Here is an 18,744-nt window from a genome sequence, read left to right on the forward strand (position 1 = left end):
ACAGCAGGTCCAGGACCCACCGAGCGACTGGCCGCGACGAACGGCGCTCCGCCGTCCCCTCGGCGATCGATCCGCACCGCCGCCGGTCCACTTCCACCCCGGAGGCATGAGGTTCATAGGTGATGGCGCCGAAGGGTGTCTCAATGGCTCAGGCCGGGAATCAGGACCTCACGGAGCGGTTCATCCAGTTCTACCGGAACTACTACCGCGACGAGATCGGGACGCTCGCGCAGAACTACCCGAACGAGCAGCGGTCGCTGTTCCTCGACTACGACGACCTCTACCAGTTCGACCGCGACCTCGCGGAGGACTTCCGCAGCCAGCCGGACCAGATGCGCGAGTACGCCGAGGAGGCGCTCCGGCTCTACGACCTCCCCGCGGACGTGAGCCTCGGGCAGGCCCACGTTCGACTGGAAAACCTCCCGGAGAGCATCGACATCCGCGGCATCCGCGTCCACGACAACCACATCGGCAAGCTCGTCTCCATCAAGGGCATCGTCCGCAAGGCGACGGACGTGCGCCCGAAGGTGACCGAGGCCGCCTTCGAGTGCCAGCGCTGCGGCACCATGACCTACATCCCGCAAGCCGACGGCGGCTTCCAGGAGCCACACGAGTGCCAGGGCTGTGAGCGACAGGGGCCGTTCAACGTCAACTTCGACCAGTCCGAGTTCGTCGACTCGCAGAAGCTCCGCATCCAGGAGTCCCCCGAGGGCCTCCGCGGCGGCGAGACCCCCCAGTCCATCGACGTGGACGTCGAGGACGACATCACCGGCAACGTCACGCCCGGCGACCACGTCACGGTCGTCGGCGTGCTCCACATCGAGCAGGTCCAGCAGGGCAACGAGAAGTCCGCCATCTTCGACCTCTACATGGACGGCGTCTCCGTCCGCATCGAGGACGAGGAGTTCGAGGACATGGACATCACGGCCGACGACGTCGAGGAGATCATCGAGCTCTCCAACCGCCCGACGCTGTACGAGGACATGGTGGCGTCGCTCGCGCCCGCCATCTACGGCTACGAGGAGGAGAAGCTCGCGATGATCCTCCAGCTCTTCTCGGGCGTCACGAAACACCTCCCCGACGGCTCCCGCATTCGCGGCGACCTCCACATGCTGCTGATCGGCGACCCTGGTACCGGGAAGTGCGTGGATGGGGACACGAGGGTGACGCTCGGGGACGGGCGTGAGGTCCCGATCCGCGAGGTGGTCGAGGACAACCTCGACGATCCGAAAGCCATCGATGACGGCGTATGGGACGCGGTCGACTTCGAGGTCCCCGCACTCCAGCAGGACGGGACGATCGGATCGTCGCGCGCGACGAAGGTCTGGAAGCGAGAGGCCCCGGAGCAGATGTACCGTATCGAGACTGCGTCGGGAAGAGAGATAGAGGTGACACCGTCGCATCCTCTGTTCGTCCAGCAGGATGGGCAGTTCGCCCCGACTACCGCGGACGAGCTCGAAGCTGGCGAATTCGTAGCTATCCCGAACCATCTCGACGTGCAGGCGGACGACTCACTTGACGTCGACTTCCGCCGCGCGCAGTCGTACAACGCGGTGCGTCTCGATCCCCCTTCGCAGTGGACGCCGGAACTCGCCCGCCTGATCGGCTACATCGTTGCGGAGGGCTACGTTGAGAAGCGTGGCGACCACTCCGGCTTCGTCTCGATCACGAACAACGACGAAGCTGTTCTCTCCGACGCACGGAGGGGACTTCACGCGCTCGGTCTCGAGACCACCACGCGAGAACCACACCCCGGGAAGGACGCACGCGAGTTGATGTGTTCCGCAGGCGAATTCGTCGACTTCCTCGGAAGCCTTGACGATTCGCTGCTCAAAAATTCCGCAGAGAAGCGCGTCCCGACACCGATATTCGGAGCCTCCGAACGGATCTCGAAGGCATTTATCAAAGCGTTCATCGAGGGGGAAGGACACGTCTCCACCACTCAGCGAGAGATAACCGTCGCATCGATCAGTGAGGAACTCCTCATCGACGTGCGATCCCTTCTGCTTCAGCACGGAATCTCGGCCCAACTCCACGAGCGCCATAACGGTAGCCACCGCCTCCGGATCAGCGGTACCCAGTTCGACAGATACGTCACCAAGATCGGGTTCATCACCGACCGCAAACAGCGTGCGGCCGAAGAGCACCTCAAAACGGATCGAAACACGAACCTGAACGTCGTTCCCAACGTGGGTCAAACACTTTGTCGTCTCCGTGAATCTCTCGGTCTCACGCAGTACGAGTGTGGTGTGCCACGCAACACGTATCGCCACTACGAAGCTGGGAACCGAAATCCGAGCGTCGATGCCCTTGCTCAGGTTCTCGACGCTTTCGAGGACGCCCATTCGGACTCCGACCGCCCCAGCCACGATGCGACTGCTGAAGCCGATGGTGGGTCGATCCTTTCCGGCATTGCTGCGCTCAGACAGTTCGTAGATGGAGATGCTCGTTGGGACCGCATCGAGTCCATCGAACTGGTCGATACGGGGGCCGACTGGGTGTACGACCTCGAGGTCGCGGGAACGCACAATTACGTCTCGAACGGGGTCATCTCACACAACTCCCAGATGATCAGTTATGTCGAAAATATTGCCCCAAGATCAGTTTATACGTCCGGAAAGGGATCAAGTGCAGCAGGGTTAACGGCCGCAGCTGTACGCGACGACTTCGGCGACGGTCAGCAGTGGTCCCTGGAGGCGGGCGCGCTCGTGCTCGCGGACAAGGGGATCGCCGCAGTCGACGAGCTAGACAAAATGGACTCGTCGGATAGGTCGGCAATGCACGAGGGGCTCGAACAGCAGAAGATCTCCGTCTCGAAGGCGGGGATCAACGCGACGCTGAAGGCGCGGTGTTCGCTGCTGGGCGCCGCGAACCCGAAGTACGGGCGGTTCGACCAGTACGAGCCCATCGGCGAGCAGATCGACCTCGAGCCGGCGCTCATCTCGCGGTTCGACCTCATCTTCACGGTGACGGACCAGCCGGACCCCGAACACGACTCGAAGCTCGCCAAGCATATCCTCAAGACGAACTACGCGGGCGAGTTGAACACCCAGATGACGGAGGTTCAGACGTCCGAGTTCACCAGCCAGGAGGTCGAGAACGTCACCGAGGAGGTGGCGCCGGAGATCGACGCGGACCTGCTGCGCAAGTACATCGCGTACGCCAAGCGGAACTGCTTCCCGACGATGACCGACGAGGCGAAGGGCCACATCGAGCAGTTCTACGTCGACCTGCGGTCGAAGGGGATGGACGAGGACTCGCCGGTCCCGGTCACCGCCCGCCAGCTGGAGGCGCTCGTCCGGCTCGCGGAGGCCAGCGCCCGCGTCCGCCTCTCGGACACGGTCGAGCTGGAGGACGCGGAGCGCTCGACGGAGATCGTGGAGTCGTGTCTGCAGGACATCGGCATCGACCCGGAGACGGGACAGTTCGACGCGGACGTGGTGGAGACGGGCACCTCGAAGAGCCAGCGCGACCGCATCAAGAACATCAAGGGGCTCATCGCGGAGATCGAAGACGAGTACGAGGAGGGCGCGCCGGTCGACGAGGTGCTCGACCGCGCCGGCGAGATCGGGATGGACCCCGGGAAGGCGGAGGAGGAGATCGAGAAGCTCCGCCGGAAGGGCGAGGTGTACGAACCGCAGCAGAACCACCTCCGCACGACCTGATCGATGGACCGCATCTCTGCCATCCGCAACATCGAGGACGCGATCCGGTCGTTCGAGGACGGCGAGTGCGACCTCTCCGAGACCGAGCGCCGGGTGGCGTCGATCCTCCGCACGTACGCGACGGAGTTCGACGGCGACGGCGACGTGTTCCGCGCGGTCGGCGACCCGCCCGCGGACGGGACAGTCGTGGTCGCCCCCTCGGAACCGGCGGCCCGCGAACGCGTCCGTGAGCGCACGCTCACCCGGAGCGGCGCGGACGGTGACCGGACCGCCCAGGACGGGGACTGCTCCTTCGAGATCGAACGTGTCTGAGAAGCGGTCCGCCCCACGGCTCCCCGACAAATATTCTCTTCCGATAAACTTAATTTAGAAACATTCGGAAAGGATCGTATGTTGTTGGTAGTGACGTACTCGTCGGACGCACGGACGGCGCTCCGGAACGCGTGCCGGCGCCACGAGGACAGCGTCGTCCGGCGGTTCGGCCGCGCGGCGTTGCTGGAGGCGACTGCCTACGGCGCGTTTCTCGCGCTCCGGCTTCGGGCCGCTCATCGAGGCGATGTGCAGGTCGAGCGGACGGTACCGTTCAACGAGTTCGCGGACGTGGACGCGTCGGTCCGCGAGGCGGCGGCCGCGTACGCGGAACGGGACGAACCGTCGACGCCGTACGCGAAGTTCGCCGCCGGGACGGAGCATCCGGATCCGGAGACGCTCCGCGCGCGTGACCTGTAGATGGAGGTACGCGTCGGAAGCGTCGAGGCGTCGGGGCGAGCGGTGGACCTGTCGGCCGCGGTGGAGCGCGGGGAGGTTCCGACCGACCGGGCCACGCTCGCGGAGGCGCTGGCGAGCGCCGTCGAGGCGGGAGCGGACCCCGCGTGTGTGGGCGTCCCCGTCGCGGTGTCGGCTTCCGACTCCGGCCCGGGGCACGCGGCTCTCGGGCTGGTTCCGGACGGTCGAACCGTCCGCGGGCGACTTGCCGCCGCGGCCCGCTCTCGGGGCAAGACCGCCTCGGTCGCGGAGGAGTTGGCCGCGCGCCGCGAGGAACTCGCGTCGCTGCCCGAACCGTCCGTCGACCTTCAAGAAGCCCGCGAACGCGCCGCTGATGCGCGTGGCGAGGAGGAGCGGCTTCGCGAGCGCGTGGCCTCGCTCCGCGGCGAGGTGAACGCCCGGCGGGACCTCGACGCCGCCACCGACGACGCGGAAGCCGCGCTTCGGGAGGCCGCGACGGCACTCTCGGAGGCGGAGACGGCGCGTATCGCCGCCGAACAGGCACTCGAACGCGCACGGCGGCGGGCACGGGAGGCGCGGGATACCCGTGAACGCCGCCTCGAACTCGCGGACGCGGTCGGGAACCTCGCGCGGGCTGCTCGGCGGGAATTAGCGGACGCCGTGCGTCCGGCGGTTCACGAAGCGCTCGCTGCCGTCCCGGGTCCTGATGGGTCCGTCCCGCCCACCGGCCACCGCGACCGGGACCTTTCCGCGATGGACCCCCCGACCGTCTCGCTGGCTGCGATCCGCGTCGCGGACCTGGACGCGCCGGTCGTCCTCGCACTCGAACGTCGCCGATTCGCGGACGCCGCAGCCGCGGCTCGGACGCTCGGCGTCCCCGTGATCCGCCTCTGATCGTCGCTCTATCCTGGGAAGTGCCGCTGGCCTCCGCGCGACCGAACGGACATTTATGTTCGAAAGCGAGCCACTCCGGCGCATGGACCTGCAGTGGACCCGCCGCCGCGAGGCGGGCGTCGCGTTCGTCGCCTGCCGCCTCGTCAATGACGCGAGCGTGCCTCGGAACGCTCGACTCGAGAACCGACTCGACGGGCCGGTACTTCCCCCACGTCGCGGCGGGGTACCCGAGGCGGGCTGGGACGCGGACGGGGCGACGCTCGCGGTCGACGCCGGCGAGACGCGTGCGGTCGGCTACGCCTGTCCGGCGCCGACCACGGAGAGCGACGGGGCGCCAGTCGAACTGGCGAGCGTCGAGCGCGCCGACGAGGTGGACACGAACGATACCGAGAACGGCCCCGACCCGACCGCAGCGATCCGGACACTCGGTGACCACCGCCCGCCGAGGGAAGCGTGTGACCCTCAGCTGACTGTGAACGCCCCACACGCGACGGCACCGCCCGAAACTGCGTCGTCGGCCGCAGAGGCGCCCGCGATCGAGTTCGATGAGGACTCCGCCACCGCGAGGTCATCGAGCGCCCAGTCGGGCGAGGAACGGGAAGACGGGACAACGGTTGCGCCCGCGGAGCCCGCTGCGGTCGAAGCGTGGCTGGACGCAGTCGAGCGGCGCGTCGCCCGGGCGGAGCGACTCGACGGCGCGGACGTGGCGACCGCGACGGAGGTGTTTGCGATAACCGGCGGGGCCGCGGCTGCAGCGGACCTCGTCGCCCGGGTCGAGTCGGATGCGGACCGATTGACGACGGTCGCCGAGCGGGCCCACACGCTCGCGGAGCGCGCGGCGGCGACGGAGCCACCGACCGACGCGTTCGATCGCCTGGTGTGATCCTCGCCGTCGCGGGCGGAAAGGGGGGCGTCGGCAAGACGACGCTGGCGTACAACCTCGCGGCCGCACTGTCGGCCGTCGTCGTCGACGCCGACCTCGGCATGGCCGACCTCCCAATCGGTCGAGGCAGCGGGCCGGACCTTCACGACGTACTCGCCGGTCGTGCGGACCCGGTCGAGTGCGTTCGCGGCGGACCGGTCCCGGTGGTCCCCTGCGGACGCTCGTTCGCCGGCGCTCGCGCGTGCGACCTCACCGAAGTCGCTGGCGCGCTCCGCGCGGTTGAGCGGCGTCACGAGACCGTCGTCGTCGACTGTCCGGCCGGCCGCCGGGCGGACGCCGGCGTGCCGCTGGCGGCCGCGGACGCCTGCCTGCTCGCCGTCTCCCCGCGCGCGTTCGCGCTGGCGGACGCGATCCGAATGCGGGAACTCGCCCGCGAGCTGGGCGCCGGGCTCGTCGCCGCGGCGGTCAACCGCGTCGTCGACCCCGCCGAGGTGCCGACCGGCCGCGTCGCGGACGCGCTGGGCGCGCCGACGCACGTCGTTCCGGCGGATCCGCGGGTAGGGCGTTCAGTGACCGAGGAGGAGCCCGTCGTCGACGCGGCGCCGGAAAGCGACGCGGCCGCGGCGGTGCAGTCGCTGGCCGAGCGCGTGCCGGCGGACTGATCGAGCGGAAAAGCGGACTGCGGGCAGCTACAGCCAGAGCAGTTGCGCGTGTCGGGTCTCGTCGAACTCCAGCACGGCGTCCTCGTCGACGAGGCCGGCCTCGACGGCGACGCCGACCGCTTCGGTGCCGACGATGTTCGCCACCTGCGCGCGCTTGAGTCCGGCGACGACTTCCTCGCGGGTCGCCTCCACGGCCTCGGGGCCGCCGTAGAAGTGCTCCTCGACGGTGATGGAGGCGCGCCCGTTCTCGTAGGTCTCGCCGATGCAGTCCGGGTCGCAGACGGAGACGAGCAGCCCCTCGTTCGTCTCGCGCTCGCGGAGCAGCACCTAGAACCCCTCCGGGCCCTCCCCTTCGAGCTGGCGTCCGTCGAAGGGGGACTCCTCGCCCTCGGGCTCGCCCGTCGGCGGAGCGCCGGCGCCCGGCGGGCCCGCTCCGCCGGGAGCACCGCCCGCTCCGGGCGCGCCGCCGGGACCGCCGCCGCCGTGCTCCTCGACGAGCTCCTGTTCCTGCTGTTGACGGAGCTCCTCTGCCTGTTCGGCGACCTCTTCCGCCTGTTCGGTCTCGCCCGCTTTCTCCAGCGCGCGGGCCTTCTCCTCCAGCACGTCGGCGTTCCGGTGGCCGAGGCGGATCGCGTTGTCGAAGCAGGTGACGGCGTCCTCCGCGAGCCCGCGCTCGACCAGGAAGAAGCCCCGGTTGTACCACGCCTGTGCGAACCGGGGGTCGATCTCGACGGCGCGCTCGGCGTGTTCGAGCGCCTGTTCGTGACGGCCGAACTCCCACAGCGAGTAGGCGAGGTTCGTCTCCGCGGTCGCGGCGTGCTCCGAGTCGTCGTCGATCCGGAGCGCCTCCTCGTAGGCGCCGATCGCCTGGTCGTACTCCTCCAGTTCCGCGTGTGCGGCGCCCTTGTTCACCCACGCCTCCTGCTCCTCGAGGGAGTCGTCCTCAGCGAACATGGCGGCGCGCTCGAACGTCGAGGTCGCCTCCTCGAAGCGATTGATCCCCATGTATGACAGCCCCACGTCGAGGATCTGGTCAACGTCGACCTCGTCGCTGGCGATGTTGCGACGGTCCAACTCGTCGGTGATGACGCGCGTGTCGACCGGGTCCTCCTTCGTCGGGTCGGCCTTCAGCTCCGGCGGGTCGAGCGTGAACTCCTCGTAGTCCTCGTCGAGCCCCTGCCCGGACGAGAACTCGTGGCGGTCGTCCTGCTGGTCGGTCATATGGACGCAAGTTGGCGGTCGCGGAGGGTAAGGGTTACGTCGCGGACGGCACGAATTGATAGATTCGGATAGTGCTTTCAGATTCTCAGTACGGCGTACCCGTGTGCGTCTCAGTTATGGGTCTGCTGATCGGGACAGCAACACCCAGAAAGCCCCAGCCGGCTCGACCCGCCGGGCCTCGCTGCGCGCTCGCGCCCCTCAGCACCGCCCGGCGCGAGTGCTTGCGTCGTCCGGGCGGGACCGAGCCGGCTGCCCCTTTCAGTCCCACCCCGCCCCGCTCCGCCCCGCACAGCACAGCAGCCTCACTCCTCCCCAGCCTCGGCCGCGGGCCGGCCGCGAAACCGCACCGCAGCCGGCCGGCCCGCGACCTCCCTCGCGCGCGTTTCTCGCGCGCGCCGACCGCTTTATCGGCCCGGGCGCGCTACTGTGGGGCGACCATGCGCGCGTTCTTCTCGGTCGATCTGCCGCCCTCGCTCGCGGACGGCGTCGCGAAGGTTCAGAAATCGCTTGCTGACGCCACGGGGCTCGACCCCGTCGACCCCGCGGACGCCCACGTTACGCTGGACTTCCTGGGTGACGTGGCGGACGACGAGTACGATGCGGTGATAGAGGCGGGCAGGGAAGCGGTCGAAGCGGCTGACGTCGGCCCGTTCGAGGTGGCGGTCGGCGGACTCGGCGTCTTCCCCTCGCTCGACTACATCAGCGTCGTCTGGGCCGGCGTGGAGGACGGCGCAGCCGAGCTCGCGAGGCTCCACGAGGCGCTGGAGTCGCGGACGACCGATCTGGGTTTCGAGCCAGAGGACCACGCGTTCACGCCGCACGTCACGCTCGCGCGGATGCGGGACGCCCGCGGGAAGGAGCTGGTGCAGAAGGTCGTCCGCGAGACGGACCCCGACGTGGGGCGGTTCGAGGCGACGGAGCTGCGGCTGACGGCCTCACACCTCACGGACGAGGGGCCGGAGTACGAGACGGTCGAGCGGTTCGAGTTATAAAAGACGGCGGACGCCGAGACGAGTAAGTCGAGTGCGCTACTCCTCGGAGCGACCGTTCGGCTCGTCGAGGACGATCTCGGTCACCTCGACGATCCGGTCGTCCGCGAGCAGGTCGGCGACCGCGTCGTCCGGCACGTCGGAGTCGAGGTTGTAGACGGTGATCGCCTCGCCGCCGTGGACCTCGCGGGCGTTGTACATCCCCGCGATGTTCACGCCGTGGTCGCCGAGGACGGTGCCGATGAGGCCGATGACGCCCGGCTCGTCCACGTTGCGCGCGACGAGCATGTGGCCGTACGGCACCGCGTCGACGCGGAAGCCGTCGATGCGGACGATCCGCGGGTCCTCGCCCGCGAACAGCGTCCCCTCGACGGCCAGCTCCTCGCCGTTCGCGCTCACCGCGACGCGGACGAGGCTCTGGAAGTCCTCGGTCTGGCGCGTCTTCGACTCCGTCACCTCGATGCCGCGGTCCTCCGCGAGCTGCGGCGCGTTGACCGCGTTGACCTGCCACTCCAGCGGCTCGAAGACGCCCTTCAGCGCGCTGGCGGTGACGAGCTCCACGTCCTCCTCGGCGATGTCGCCCTCGTAGGTGACCTCGATGGAGGAGACGCGGCCGTCGAGCAGCTGCGCGGCGACCTTCCCCGCGGTCTCGGCCACGTCGATGTAGGGCTTGATGCGCGGGAACGCGGTCTCGTCGACGGAGGGCGCGTTCAGCGCGTTGATCACCGGCTCGTCGCGGAACGCGGCGATGACGGCGTCGGCGGTGTCGGTGGCGACGTTCTCCTGGGCCGCCTCGGTCGAGGCGCCGAGGTGGGGTGTGACGACAACGTCGTCGACGTCGAGCAGCGGCGAGTCGGGGTCGAGCGGCTCCTCCGCGAAGGAGTCGAGCGCGGCGCCCGCGAGCGTGCCGTCGTCGACCGCCGCCGCGAGCGCGTCCTCGTCGACGATGCCGCCGCGCGCGCAGTTGATCAGGTAGCCCCCCTCGAGCTGGGCGAGCTCCTCCTCGCCGATCATCCCCTCGGTCTCGGGCAGCAGCGGGGTGTGGATCGTCGCGAAGTCGGCGCGGCCGAGCGCCTCGTGGAGGTCCTCCTCGAGCTCGGCGCCGAGCCGCGCGGCGCGCTCCTCGGAGATGTAGGGGTCGTAGACGACGAGATCCATCCCGAGCGAGTCGAGGCGCTTCGCGACCTGCTGGCCGACGCGACCGAGGCCGATGATCGCGAGCGTCTTGTTGTTCACCTCGGTGCCGAGGTACTCGCCTTTCGCCCACTCCCCGTCGACGAGGCGGCCGTGCGCCTGCGGGATGGAGCGCGCGACCGCGAACGTCATCGCGACGGTGTGCTCGGCGGCCGCGCGGACGTTCCCCTCCGGCGCGTTGGCGACGATGACGCCGTGGTCGGTCGCCGCCTCGATGTCGATGTTGTCCACGCCGATTCCGGCGCGGCCGACGATGACGAGGTCCTCCGCGGCCTCGAACACCTCGCGGGAGACGTCGGTTCCGGACCGGACGATCAGCGCGTTCGCGTCGGCGACCGCGTCGAGCAACGCGTCACCTTCGACTTCGTAGTCGGTCTCCACCTCGTAGCCCGCCTCGCGGAGTCGGTCCAACCCCGGGTCCGCGATGGGGTCGGTCACGAGTACCTTCATACTCCGAGCAACCGGCGGCGCGGGGTTAACGCTTTCCTCATCGCGCCGTTTTGCCGGGCGGTTCGATCCTCATTCGTGCGTATCAAACCCCTTCACTTCGACTGGAACCACCGTATTCGTGACTACACTATCGGTGGCTCGGTGATCCGCCCTCGGTCCGACTGTGATCGCCGGTCCGGGCTGGTCCCTTTTGTCGCACGGCGCGCAACTACGACCATGAGTCTCACCGTCAGCCTGCTCGGGATCGCGGCCATCGTGCTGTTGACCGCGATCAGCGCGTTCTTCTCCAGCAGCGAACTCGCGGTCTTCTCCGTGGCGAAGCACCGCCTCGACGCGGTCGTGGCGGCCGACGTGCCGGGCGCGGCGGCGTTGGCCGCGCTCCGAGCGGACCCGCACCGCTTCCTCGTGACCGTCCTCGTGAGCAACAACGTCGCCAACATCGCCGCGGCGTCGGTCGCGACCGCGGTGCTCGTCCAGTACCTCCCCGCCTCGCAGGCGGCGACGGGGTCGACCGTGGTCACGAGCTTCTTCGTCATCGTCTTCGGCGAGATCGCGCCGAAGTCGTACGCGGTCGCCAACGCCGAGCGGCACGCCCTCCGCGTGGCGCGGCCGATCCGGGTCATTCAGCGCCTCATCCGGCCCGTGCTGTTCGTCTTCGAAGTGACGACCGCGGCCGTGAACCGGCTGACGGGCGGCGAGGGCGAGATCGAGTCGTACGTCACCCGCGAGGAGATCGAGACGCTCGTGATCTCCGGGCAGGACGCCGGCGCGCTCGACGCCACGGAGGGCGCGATGATCCGCGGCGTGCTCGACTTAGAGGAGATGACCGTCCGGGGGATCATGGTCCCGCGGACGGACATGGTCGCCGCCCCCGTCGACGCCTCGCTCGACGAGGTGATCGACGCGGGGGCCCGAGAGGGCGTGACCCGACTGCCGGTGTACGGCGAGAACCGCGACGACGTGGTCGGGATCGCGGACATCCGGGACGCGCTGACCGCCCGCGAGGAGGGGGCGAACCTCGAGTCGGTCCTCAGGGAGCCGCGGTTCGTCCCGGAGACGAAGCCCGTCGACGAGCTCCTCGCGGAGATGCGCGCGACGGGCGCGGGGCTGGTGCTCGCGGTCGACGAGTTCGGCGCCGTCACCGGACTGGTGACGCTGGAGGACGTGCTGGAGGAGGTGGTCGGCGAGATCGTCGGTCGCGGCGAGACGCAGGCGGTCCGCGTCGCCGGGGACGGCGCCGCGGTCGTTCGCGGCTGGGCGACGGTCGGTCACGTCAACGAGACGCTCGGCACCGACCTCCCCGTGGAAGCCGGCTTCGAGACGGTCGCCGGCCTGATCCACCACCACCTCGGACGAATCGCGGAGGCCGGCGCCCGCGTCGAGCTCGCGGACGCCACGCTGGAGGTGGTCGAGGCGAGCGGCACGCGGATCAAGCGAGTGCGCGTGATCCGGAACGACGAGGCGATCGCCGGGGCGGAGAGCGGGGAGGGAGAAGCGGGCGTCTGAGGCCCCGCCACACCTGCGTCTCCGCGTTCGGTCCGCCGCGGAAGTGGGCTTGGGCGGGTTCGAACCGCCGACCTCAGCCTTGTAAAGGCCGCGTCATGACCAGCTAGACCACAAGCCCGCATCGTTCCGAAGCGCTCCCGCGGGCAAAACGGTTTCCCATCCGGACAGCGGCCGCGGCGGCTCTCCGCTCGCCGACCGCGGACCGGTCTTCACCTGCGGCGCAACCGCTATGCCTCGCCCCCTCCGAGTCGCGGGCGTGAACCGCCGTCACCTCGTCGCGGCCGCGGGCCTGCTGCTCGCGGTCCTGATCGTCGTCGCGTGGGCCAACCCCGCGCTGCTGATCGTCGGGTACGAGGAGGCGACCGTGACGGTGGCCGACGACGAGTCGGGCGCGACCCTCGCGAGCGTCGACGCCCGCGTCGCGGACGGGCCGGTGAAGCAGTACGTCGGCCTCTCCGCGACCGAGTCGCTGGCTCCCGATGAGGGGATGCTGTTCGTCCACGACGAGCCGGCCGAGCGCGCGTACGTGATGCGGGAGATGGCCTTCGCCATCGACATCCTGTTCGTGGACGCGGACGGCGAGGTGACCGAGATCCACCGCGGGGCCGCGCCCGAGGGCCCTCCCTACACGCGCTACGAGGGAGAGGGGCTGTACGTGCTGGAGGTCCGGGCCGGGTACGCCGACGAGCACGGTATCGAGGTCGGCGACGAGGTGCGGATCGAGCGAGCGGACTGACGATAGCGATCGGGTTCCGTGCCCGTCTTCGTCGTCGATCCTGCTGCGTGGGACAGCACGGTTCGGAACCCTCTGCCGAGTCAAGCGGACTGCTCCGTTCAGTCCTCCCTCGCACGGCACCGCGACCGCAATCGCCCCTCAACTGCCCCGAAATGGCCCTCCAACTGCCCCGCAATCGCCCCTCAAACCCCCCGAGACCCTCGTGATCACCCGATGACCGTCCCGCTTCACCCGGACGTTTTTCAGCGATCGGGAGCGACTCCCGCCGTGAATGCGGCGTGACCGTGGAGCGTGTGGCGCATCGTTCCGCTGGCTGTCCACCGCCGGTGTGCGCGCCGGCGCGCCCGCGTTTGCGGGGGCGCTGGCGCTCGTGACCGGGCGCGTTCGCGGAACCGACCGCTTATGATGCGCCGGGCCGTGAGCGTGGACAATGACCGACCCCGACACGACAGTGACGCGGCTCTTCGGTGGGCCGGGGAGCGGGAAGACCACGGCCCTCCTCGACCGCGTGGAGTCCATTCTGGAGGACGGCGACGCCGAGGTTCGCGACGTGCTCGTCGTCTCCTACACCCGGGCCGCGGCCGCGGAGATCCGCGAGCGGCTCGCGGAGCGACTCGACATCTCGCCGCGGAGCCTGCAGGGCAACGTGGCGACGATGCACGCGAAGGCGTACGAACTGCTCGACCTCTCGCGCGGCGACGTGGTCGGCGAGGACGACAAGGGCGACTTCTGTGAGGAGTTCGGGATCGAGTTCGAGGACGAGTACGGCGGCGCCGGCCGCCGGACCGCCCGCTCGACGACCATCGGCAACAAGATCATCGCCACCTCCCAGTGGCTCCAGCGGACGAAACGCGACGTGGCCGACTGGTACGACGTTCCCTTCCAGTGGAACGTCGAGGAAGTCCGGCTCCCGCCGGAGGAGGACCCCAACGCCCAGGAGGGGAACAAGTACACGCCGACGTGGCCCTCCGACGACGACCGCATCGACGTGCCCGAGGCGATCCGTGCGTGGCGCGCCTACAAGGGGGATCACGGGCTGGTCGGCTTCGCGGACATGCTCGAGCGCGTGAAGCAGCGCTCGCTCGTCCCGAACGTCGACTACCTCGTCATCGACGAGTTCCAGGACATCACCACGCTCCAGTATGAGGTGTACGAGGAGTGGCGCCCGCACGTCGAGAAGGCGCTGATCGCCGGCGACGACGACCAGGTCGTCTACGCGTGGCAGGGCGCGGACCCCGACCTCCTGCTCGACACGCCGGTCGACGAGGACGTGATCCTCCCGAACTCCTACCGGCTCCCCTCCGACATCCTCAACGTCGTCAACGCGGAGATCCGCCACATCGACAAGCGACAGGAGAAGGACCTCAAGCCGCGCAAGGAGGGCGGCGTCGTGGAGGGGATCGAGAGCCCCTCGATGATCGAGTTAGTGCGCAACGTCCGGTACACCGTCGACGACGACGAGGGCAGCCTGATGATCCTCTTCCGGGCGCGCTACCAGCTGTTCGACTTCATGGACGAGTTCATCGACTACGGCATCCCGTTCACCCTGCTGACGGACGGCCGGATGTGGACCGACCGCCTGCGCGACTACGTCCACGCGGTCGAGAAGTACGAGGCCGAGGAGCCGGTGAACGGACTCGAAGCGCGCCGGCTCGCGGACATGCTCCAGGAGTCCGCCTTCGGGACCAACGAGCGGGACGACTTCTACGACTTCCTGGAGGACCGCGAGGACAACGCCGGCGTCGACGACGCCGCGGAGTTCGAGGTAACCGCCGACGAGCTGAAAGAGTACGCGCCGTTCATGCCCGACACGGCGAGCGCCAGCGACATGGTGCGGAAGGTGACGAGCTTCCAGCGCAACTCGATGGAGGCGTACTTCGACGGCGACTACCGCGACGCGGACCCCGACCGCGTCCGCGTCGGCACCATCCACTCCGCGAAGGGTCGCGAGGCCGACCACGTGTTCGTCTCGACGGACCTCACCGAGAAGGTGGTCGAGCAGATGGCCGCGACCGTCGACGACCCCGCGGCCGTCGAGGGCGTCGAGGAGTTCACCAAGACCACCAGCCCGGTCCCCATCCTCACCGACAACGAGCGCCGCGTCTTCTACGTCGGCATGTCGCGGGCCCGCGAGCGACTCGTCCTGCTTGAGAACCTGATCAACGGGGCGCCGACGCTCCCCGTCAGCGTCCTGTTGTTCAACGAGCGACGGGAGGAGCCGGTACAGGAGCTGATCGACGAGGTACAGGAGGAACTGGCGGTCCCGGAACCGGAGCCGTGAGCGAGGGGAACGATGCGGCCGGCGACGACCGGCCCGCGAGCAACCGCTCAACACCGGGACGGGAGCCTGCCGACGCTCGACCGCGCCCCGACGCGCCGCCGACCGACCTGCGGTTTCTGCGCGACGCGCTGGCGGCCGCGGGAGCGGACGCGTTCGTCGCGGTCGGCGATCGCTTCGACGACGACCTGCGCTACCTCGCCCGCTTTTCGGGACCGGACCGCGACTTCGCGCTCGTCGTGACCTCGGAGACCGCGACCCTGTGTGCGCCGGCGCTGTTCGGCGAACAGGCGGAGCGGGAGTTCGCGGCCGCCGCGCCTCCGGTCGAATCGACCGACCTCGACCGACGCGTGGAGACGGCGACCGCCGGCGACCCGGCCGGCGAGCGCGCGGCCGCGGTCGTGACCGATCAGGCCGGCGAGGGGAGCGCGGTGTTGGTCCCGCAGTCGATCCCCCACGACGCCGCGGTGTATCTGGAGCAGGCCGGACACGCGATCACGTCCACGGACGCGGTCGCGGACGCCCGCGAGCGGAAGGCCCCGGACGAGATCGAGTGCCTGCGGCGCGTCCAGCGTGCGACCACCCGCGGGATGGCGCGCGCGGAGACGGTCCTCGCGGAGAGCGAAGTCAGTAGCGGACCGGGATCGGACCGGAACGACGAGGCCCCCGTCCTCGTCTGGGAGGGCGGTCCGCTCTCGACGGAGCGCCTGCGCCGACAGGTGAACGCGACGCTCGCCGCCTACGGCGTCCGCGACGCCGGCAACACGGTGATCGGCGCCGGTCCCTCCGCGGCGGACCTCCACTACACCGGCGTCGACCTCGTGCGCCCCGGTGAGACGGTGCTTCTGGACATCTCGCCGCGTGGGCCGCACGGCTACTACGGCGACATGACGCGGACGTTCGTCGTCCAGGGCGAGGGCGGGTGGGAGCGCCGCGCGTACGTCGCGGTGCGGGCCGCCCGCGAGGCGGCGCTCGCGGAGGTCGAACCGGGCGCGTCGGCCGCGACGGTCCACGAGGAGGCGGCCGCCGAGCTCGCGGCGCACGGCTTCGACCCGGCAGCGGGCGAGGGGGAGGCGGGCTTCACGCACGGCACCGGCCACGGCGTCGGCGTCTCGCTACACGAGGGGCCGTCGCTCTCAGCGAACACCGAGCTACGCCCGGGCCACGTCGTCACGGTCGAACCGGGCGTCTACGACCCGGCGACCGGCGGCGTGCGGCTGGAGGACCTGGTCGCCGTCACCGAGGACGGCTACGAGATCCTCCACGAGTACCCCCTCGGAAGCGTTCCGGAGCGGCGGTAGCGATCGCGGATCGGCTCCTCCGTCGCCGGCACACGACGGTCGTCTACCGTCGGTCCTCTCGACGCTCGATCCGGTAGTCGATCCGGAGGAACGTCGCGCCGAGGACCCACATCTCGTGCGTCGCGGAGAGCGGCGCGTCCGCGGCGAGCCCCTCGTTCCCGCCGGTTGCGTCGCTGTCCGCCCGGCGCACCACGAACCGCTGGCCGACCGGGAGCCGGAACGCGCCGACCGGCGTGACCAGAAATAGGCCAGGATCGCCGCCGCCCTCGGTCGTCCACTCGACCGCGTCCTCGCGATCGGAGCTCTCGGCGCCGTCGTCTCCGGCCCCGTCCACGTTCCGCGGGCGGAGGACAGTCGAGAGGTTTCCGCCCGGTAGCGGGACCGCGACGTTGACGAACCGCTCGCCGTCGGCCTCGTGAGCACCGTAAAGCGCGACGAAGACCGCCTCGCCCGCGACGTTCTCGCGGACCCAGCCGCGCACCTCCTCGCGCGGGTCCCCCGGCACGTCGACCGCGACGAAGCGCCCGCGGAGCGGCCGCCAGCCCGACCCGCCGCCGGGGAGGTTGAGCTGGCGGATCCGGCTCGTGACCGGTCCGACGAGGCGCGCGCCGAGCCGGAAGCCGCGACCCCAGCGCACGCGGTAGGTCATCCGGTAGTCGCCGGTCCGCTCGTAGAACGCCCGCACCGCGGGCGCGACCGCGTCGGGGTCGAAGGAGGGGCGCGCGAACGCGCCGAGGTCGTCGAGTTCGCCCGCCGGCGTCGGCGCGTCCGGGTCGACGTAGCCGGCCCGGCGGAGGAAGTCGCTCCCGACGTACCCCCCTGCCCGGACCGGTGAGAAGGGGATCCCCCGCGCGCCGCGGCGTGCCCGTCGAAGAAGGTCGACCAGCGCGAGCAGGACCGCGGCGAGCGGGTTGCGCTTCAGCACGCGGCCGACGAGCCAGACCCGGACGAACCGCGAAACGCGTCCCATACCGGCGGGCGGTCCCGCACACAGTTAAGTGATCGCGGGCGGCAGTTCGCGGCGTATGAAGGAGATCGTCCACACCGACGAGGCGCCGGCCGCGGTCGGCGCGTACAGCCAGGCGACGACGAACGGCGACCTCGTGTTCACCGCGGGACAGATCCCGCTCACCCCCGACGGCGAGCTGCTGGACGACGCGGACGTGGCGACCCAGACGGAGCGCGCGCTCGACAACCTCGTGGCGGTGCTCGCGGAGGCGGGCGCCGAGCCCGCGGACGTGCTCAAGACGACCGTCTTCCTCGCGGACATCGACGACTTCGACGAGATGAACGAGACGTACGCGACCTACTTCGAGGCGGAACCGCCGGCGCGGTCGGCGGTCCAGGCGGGGGCGCTCCCGAAGGGCGTCGCCGTGGAAATCGAGGCCGTCGCCAGCGTCGAGTAGATGGACGAGTCGGACGGGGCGTCCCCGAGCGTTCCCCCGACCACGCGAGCCCGCGCGAAGTCCGCGGCGCTGTGGGGGCTCGTCGGCGCGCTCGCGTTCCTCGCGCTCGCGCAGGGGTACGCGCTCGTCGTCGGTCCGCTTCCGGTCGGCGTTCTCGGGCTGCTCCCGATCGCGGCCCTCGTCGGCGTTGCCGTGGGTGCGATCGCCTACCAGACGGAGCACCGCCTGCGGGCGAAAAGAAGGGTTTAACAGTCCGACCGCAGTACGTCCAGTCGGGCCAGGATGGCCGAGTGGCAAGGCGCACGCCTGGAAAGCGTGTTCCCTTCCGGGATCGGGGGTTCAAATCCCTCTCCTGGCGTTTTCGTTTCTGATCTACAGATAAGCAAGGCGAGTGCCTCGGGGCTTGACCCCGAGGCGGTTCACTCGAATAGTCACGGCATTGTCCGACTCGACGGAGCATTTCCGAACGAACGGAGCCTGCACGACCATCGCGGAAAGGTTCATAAGCATGGGTGGTGTTACCACGAGTGACGATGCCAGACACGAAGGACGGCCGCGAACGGAAGGGGCGCAACAAGCGGAGACAGCTGGAGGCTCGCCTCAACGAGCGGGAGCTCACGGCCGAGGAGGAGCCCCCGGAGCCGGACGGGGTCGACTCCGACTATCTGACCGACCCGACCGAGCTGGATAGCTGATCCGCCCGGTCGCGGCCCGCGGATTTTCTGACCACGATTCGTCGCCAGCGACCGCGTCGCCGGTGAGAGTGGATCCACCGGAAGGAGGAGGTCCGCCGCCGGGAGGACGCCCAGACACAGAAACGGCCGAGGCCAACG

Annotated in this window: 18 protein-coding genes and 2 tRNA genes; 15 read left to right on the top strand and 5 right to left on the bottom strand. The window is 69.7% G+C overall.

What is annotated here, in order from left to right; all coding sequences use genetic code 11:
• Positions 1-143 precede the first annotated feature (143 nt).
• From AN233_RS12085 to AN233_RS12110, 6 genes are all read left to right on the top strand, one after another.
• Positions 144-3,665, top strand: a complete 3,522-nt coding sequence (locus AN233_RS12085) for an LAGLIDADG family homing endonuclease (protein WP_058367035.1) — start codon at positions 144-146, stop codon at positions 3,663-3,665.
• A gap of 3 nt (positions 3,666-3,668) precedes the next feature.
• Positions 3,669-3,977, top strand: a complete 309-nt coding sequence (locus AN233_RS12090) for a DUF7854 family protein (RefSeq protein WP_058367036.1) — start codon at positions 3,669-3,671, stop codon at positions 3,975-3,977.
• A 78-nt stretch (positions 3,978-4,055) separates the two neighbouring features.
• Positions 4,056-4,394: a DUF7855 family protein gene (locus AN233_RS12095; protein ID WP_058367037.1), complete on the top strand. Its 339-nt coding sequence runs from the start codon at positions 4,056-4,058 to the stop codon at positions 4,392-4,394.
• Positions 4,395-5,285, top strand: coding sequence for a DUF7856 family protein (locus AN233_RS12100; RefSeq protein ID WP_058367038.1), 891 nt, complete (start codon positions 4,395-4,397; stop codon positions 5,283-5,285).
• A gap of 82 nt (positions 5,286-5,367) precedes the next feature.
• The gene (locus AN233_RS12105; protein WP_058367039.1) at positions 5,368-6,168 is read left to right on the top strand and encodes a DUF7857 domain-containing protein; all 801 of its coding nucleotides are present in this window, start codon (positions 5,368-5,370) and stop codon (positions 6,166-6,168) included.
• Complete coding sequence (locus AN233_RS12110) at positions 6,165-6,830, top strand: nucleotide-binding protein (RefSeq protein ID WP_058367040.1); 666 nt, start codon at positions 6,165-6,167, stop codon at positions 6,828-6,830. Before AN233_RS12105 ends, AN233_RS12110 begins: the two co-directional genes overlap by 4 nt.
• A 27-nt stretch (positions 6,831-6,857) precedes the next feature.
• On the opposite strand, the gene AN233_RS12115 is transcribed toward AN233_RS12110, so the two are convergent.
• Both AN233_RS12115 and AN233_RS12120 read right to left on the bottom strand, forming a co-directional pair.
• A complete protein-coding gene (locus tag AN233_RS12115) occupies positions 6,858-7,157 on the bottom strand; it encodes a DUF424 domain-containing protein (protein ID WP_058367041.1) in 300 nt (99 codons plus the stop codon).
• Positions 7,158-8,051 carry a tetratricopeptide repeat protein gene (locus AN233_RS12120; RefSeq protein ID WP_058367042.1) on the bottom strand — a complete coding sequence of 298 codons (894 nt, stop codon included), beginning with the start codon at positions 8,049-8,051 and terminating at the stop codon, positions 7,158-7,160.
• A gap of 437 nt (positions 8,052-8,488) precedes the next feature.
• On the opposite strand from AN233_RS12120, the gene thpR reads away from it, so the two are divergent.
• A complete protein-coding gene (gene thpR, locus AN233_RS12125; RefSeq protein ID WP_058367043.1) occupies positions 8,489-9,043 on the top strand; it encodes an RNA 2',3'-cyclic phosphodiesterase in 555 nt (184 codons plus the stop codon).
• A 36-nt stretch (positions 9,044-9,079) separates the two neighbouring features.
• Here thpR and serA read toward each other — a convergent pair whose 3' ends face one another.
• Complete coding sequence (gene serA, locus AN233_RS12130; RefSeq protein ID WP_058367044.1) at positions 9,080-10,684, bottom strand: phosphoglycerate dehydrogenase; 1,605 nt, start codon at positions 10,682-10,684, stop codon at positions 9,080-9,082.
• A 216-nt stretch (positions 10,685-10,900) separates the two neighbouring features.
• Between serA and AN233_RS12135 the strand changes: the two genes are divergently transcribed.
• Positions 10,901-12,190, top strand: a complete 1,290-nt coding sequence (locus tag AN233_RS12135) for a hemolysin family protein (RefSeq protein ID WP_058367045.1) — start codon at positions 10,901-10,903, stop codon at positions 12,188-12,190.
• Between the two features lie 44 nt (positions 12,191-12,234).
• On the opposite strand, the gene AN233_RS12140 is transcribed toward AN233_RS12135, so the two are convergent.
• A tRNA-Val gene (locus AN233_RS12140) sits at positions 12,235-12,308 on the bottom strand.
• A 138-nt stretch (positions 12,309-12,446) separates the two neighbouring features.
• Here AN233_RS12140 and AN233_RS12145 point away from each other — a divergent pair.
• The 3 genes from AN233_RS12145 to AN233_RS12155 all read left to right on the top strand — a co-directional run bounded on the left by AN233_RS12145 (position 12,447) and on the right by AN233_RS12155 (position 16,505).
• A complete protein-coding gene (locus AN233_RS12145) occupies positions 12,447-12,926 on the top strand; it encodes a DUF192 domain-containing protein (protein ID WP_058367046.1) in 480 nt (159 codons plus the stop codon).
• Between the two features lie 430 nt (positions 12,927-13,356).
• Positions 13,357-15,207 carry a UvrD-helicase domain-containing protein gene (locus tag AN233_RS12150; protein ID WP_058367047.1) on the top strand — a complete coding sequence of 617 codons (1,851 nt, stop codon included), beginning with the start codon at positions 13,357-13,359 and terminating at the stop codon, positions 15,205-15,207.
• A complete protein-coding gene (locus AN233_RS12155) occupies positions 15,204-16,505 on the top strand; it encodes a M24 family metallopeptidase (protein WP_058367048.1) in 1,302 nt (433 codons plus the stop codon). Before AN233_RS12150 ends, AN233_RS12155 begins: the two co-directional genes overlap by 4 nt.
• Positions 16,506-16,548: 43 nt before the next feature.
• On the opposite strand, the gene AN233_RS12160 is transcribed toward AN233_RS12155, so the two are convergent.
• A complete protein-coding gene (locus AN233_RS12160; RefSeq protein WP_058367049.1) occupies positions 16,549-17,475 on the bottom strand; it encodes a hypothetical protein in 927 nt (308 codons plus the stop codon).
• A 55-nt stretch (positions 17,476-17,530) separates the two neighbouring features.
• Between AN233_RS12160 and AN233_RS12165 the strand changes: the two genes are divergently transcribed.
• The 4 genes from AN233_RS12165 to AN233_RS17415 all read left to right on the top strand — a co-directional run bounded on the left by AN233_RS12165 (position 17,531) and on the right by AN233_RS17415 (position 18,606).
• Positions 17,531-17,911, top strand: coding sequence for a Rid family detoxifying hydrolase (locus tag AN233_RS12165; protein WP_058367050.1), 381 nt, complete (start codon positions 17,531-17,533; stop codon positions 17,909-17,911).
• Positions 17,912-18,160: a hypothetical protein gene (locus AN233_RS12170; RefSeq protein ID WP_058367051.1), complete on the top strand. Its 249-nt coding sequence runs from the start codon at positions 17,912-17,914 to the stop codon at positions 18,158-18,160.
• A 27-nt stretch (positions 18,161-18,187) separates the two neighbouring features.
• Positions 18,188-18,269: transfer RNA gene (locus AN233_RS12175), tRNA-Ser, on the top strand.
• A 175-nt stretch (positions 18,270-18,444) separates the two neighbouring features.
• Positions 18,445-18,606 carry a hypothetical protein gene (locus AN233_RS17415; RefSeq protein WP_176696690.1) on the top strand — a complete coding sequence of 54 codons (162 nt, stop codon included), beginning with the start codon at positions 18,445-18,447 and terminating at the stop codon, positions 18,604-18,606.
• Positions 18,607-18,744: the final 138 nt, after the last annotated feature.

Source organism: Haloparvum sedimenti (genome assembly GCF_001462205.1).
GTDB classification, from domain to species: domain Archaea; phylum Halobacteriota; class Halobacteria; order Halobacteriales; family Haloferacaceae; genus Haloparvum; species Haloparvum sedimenti.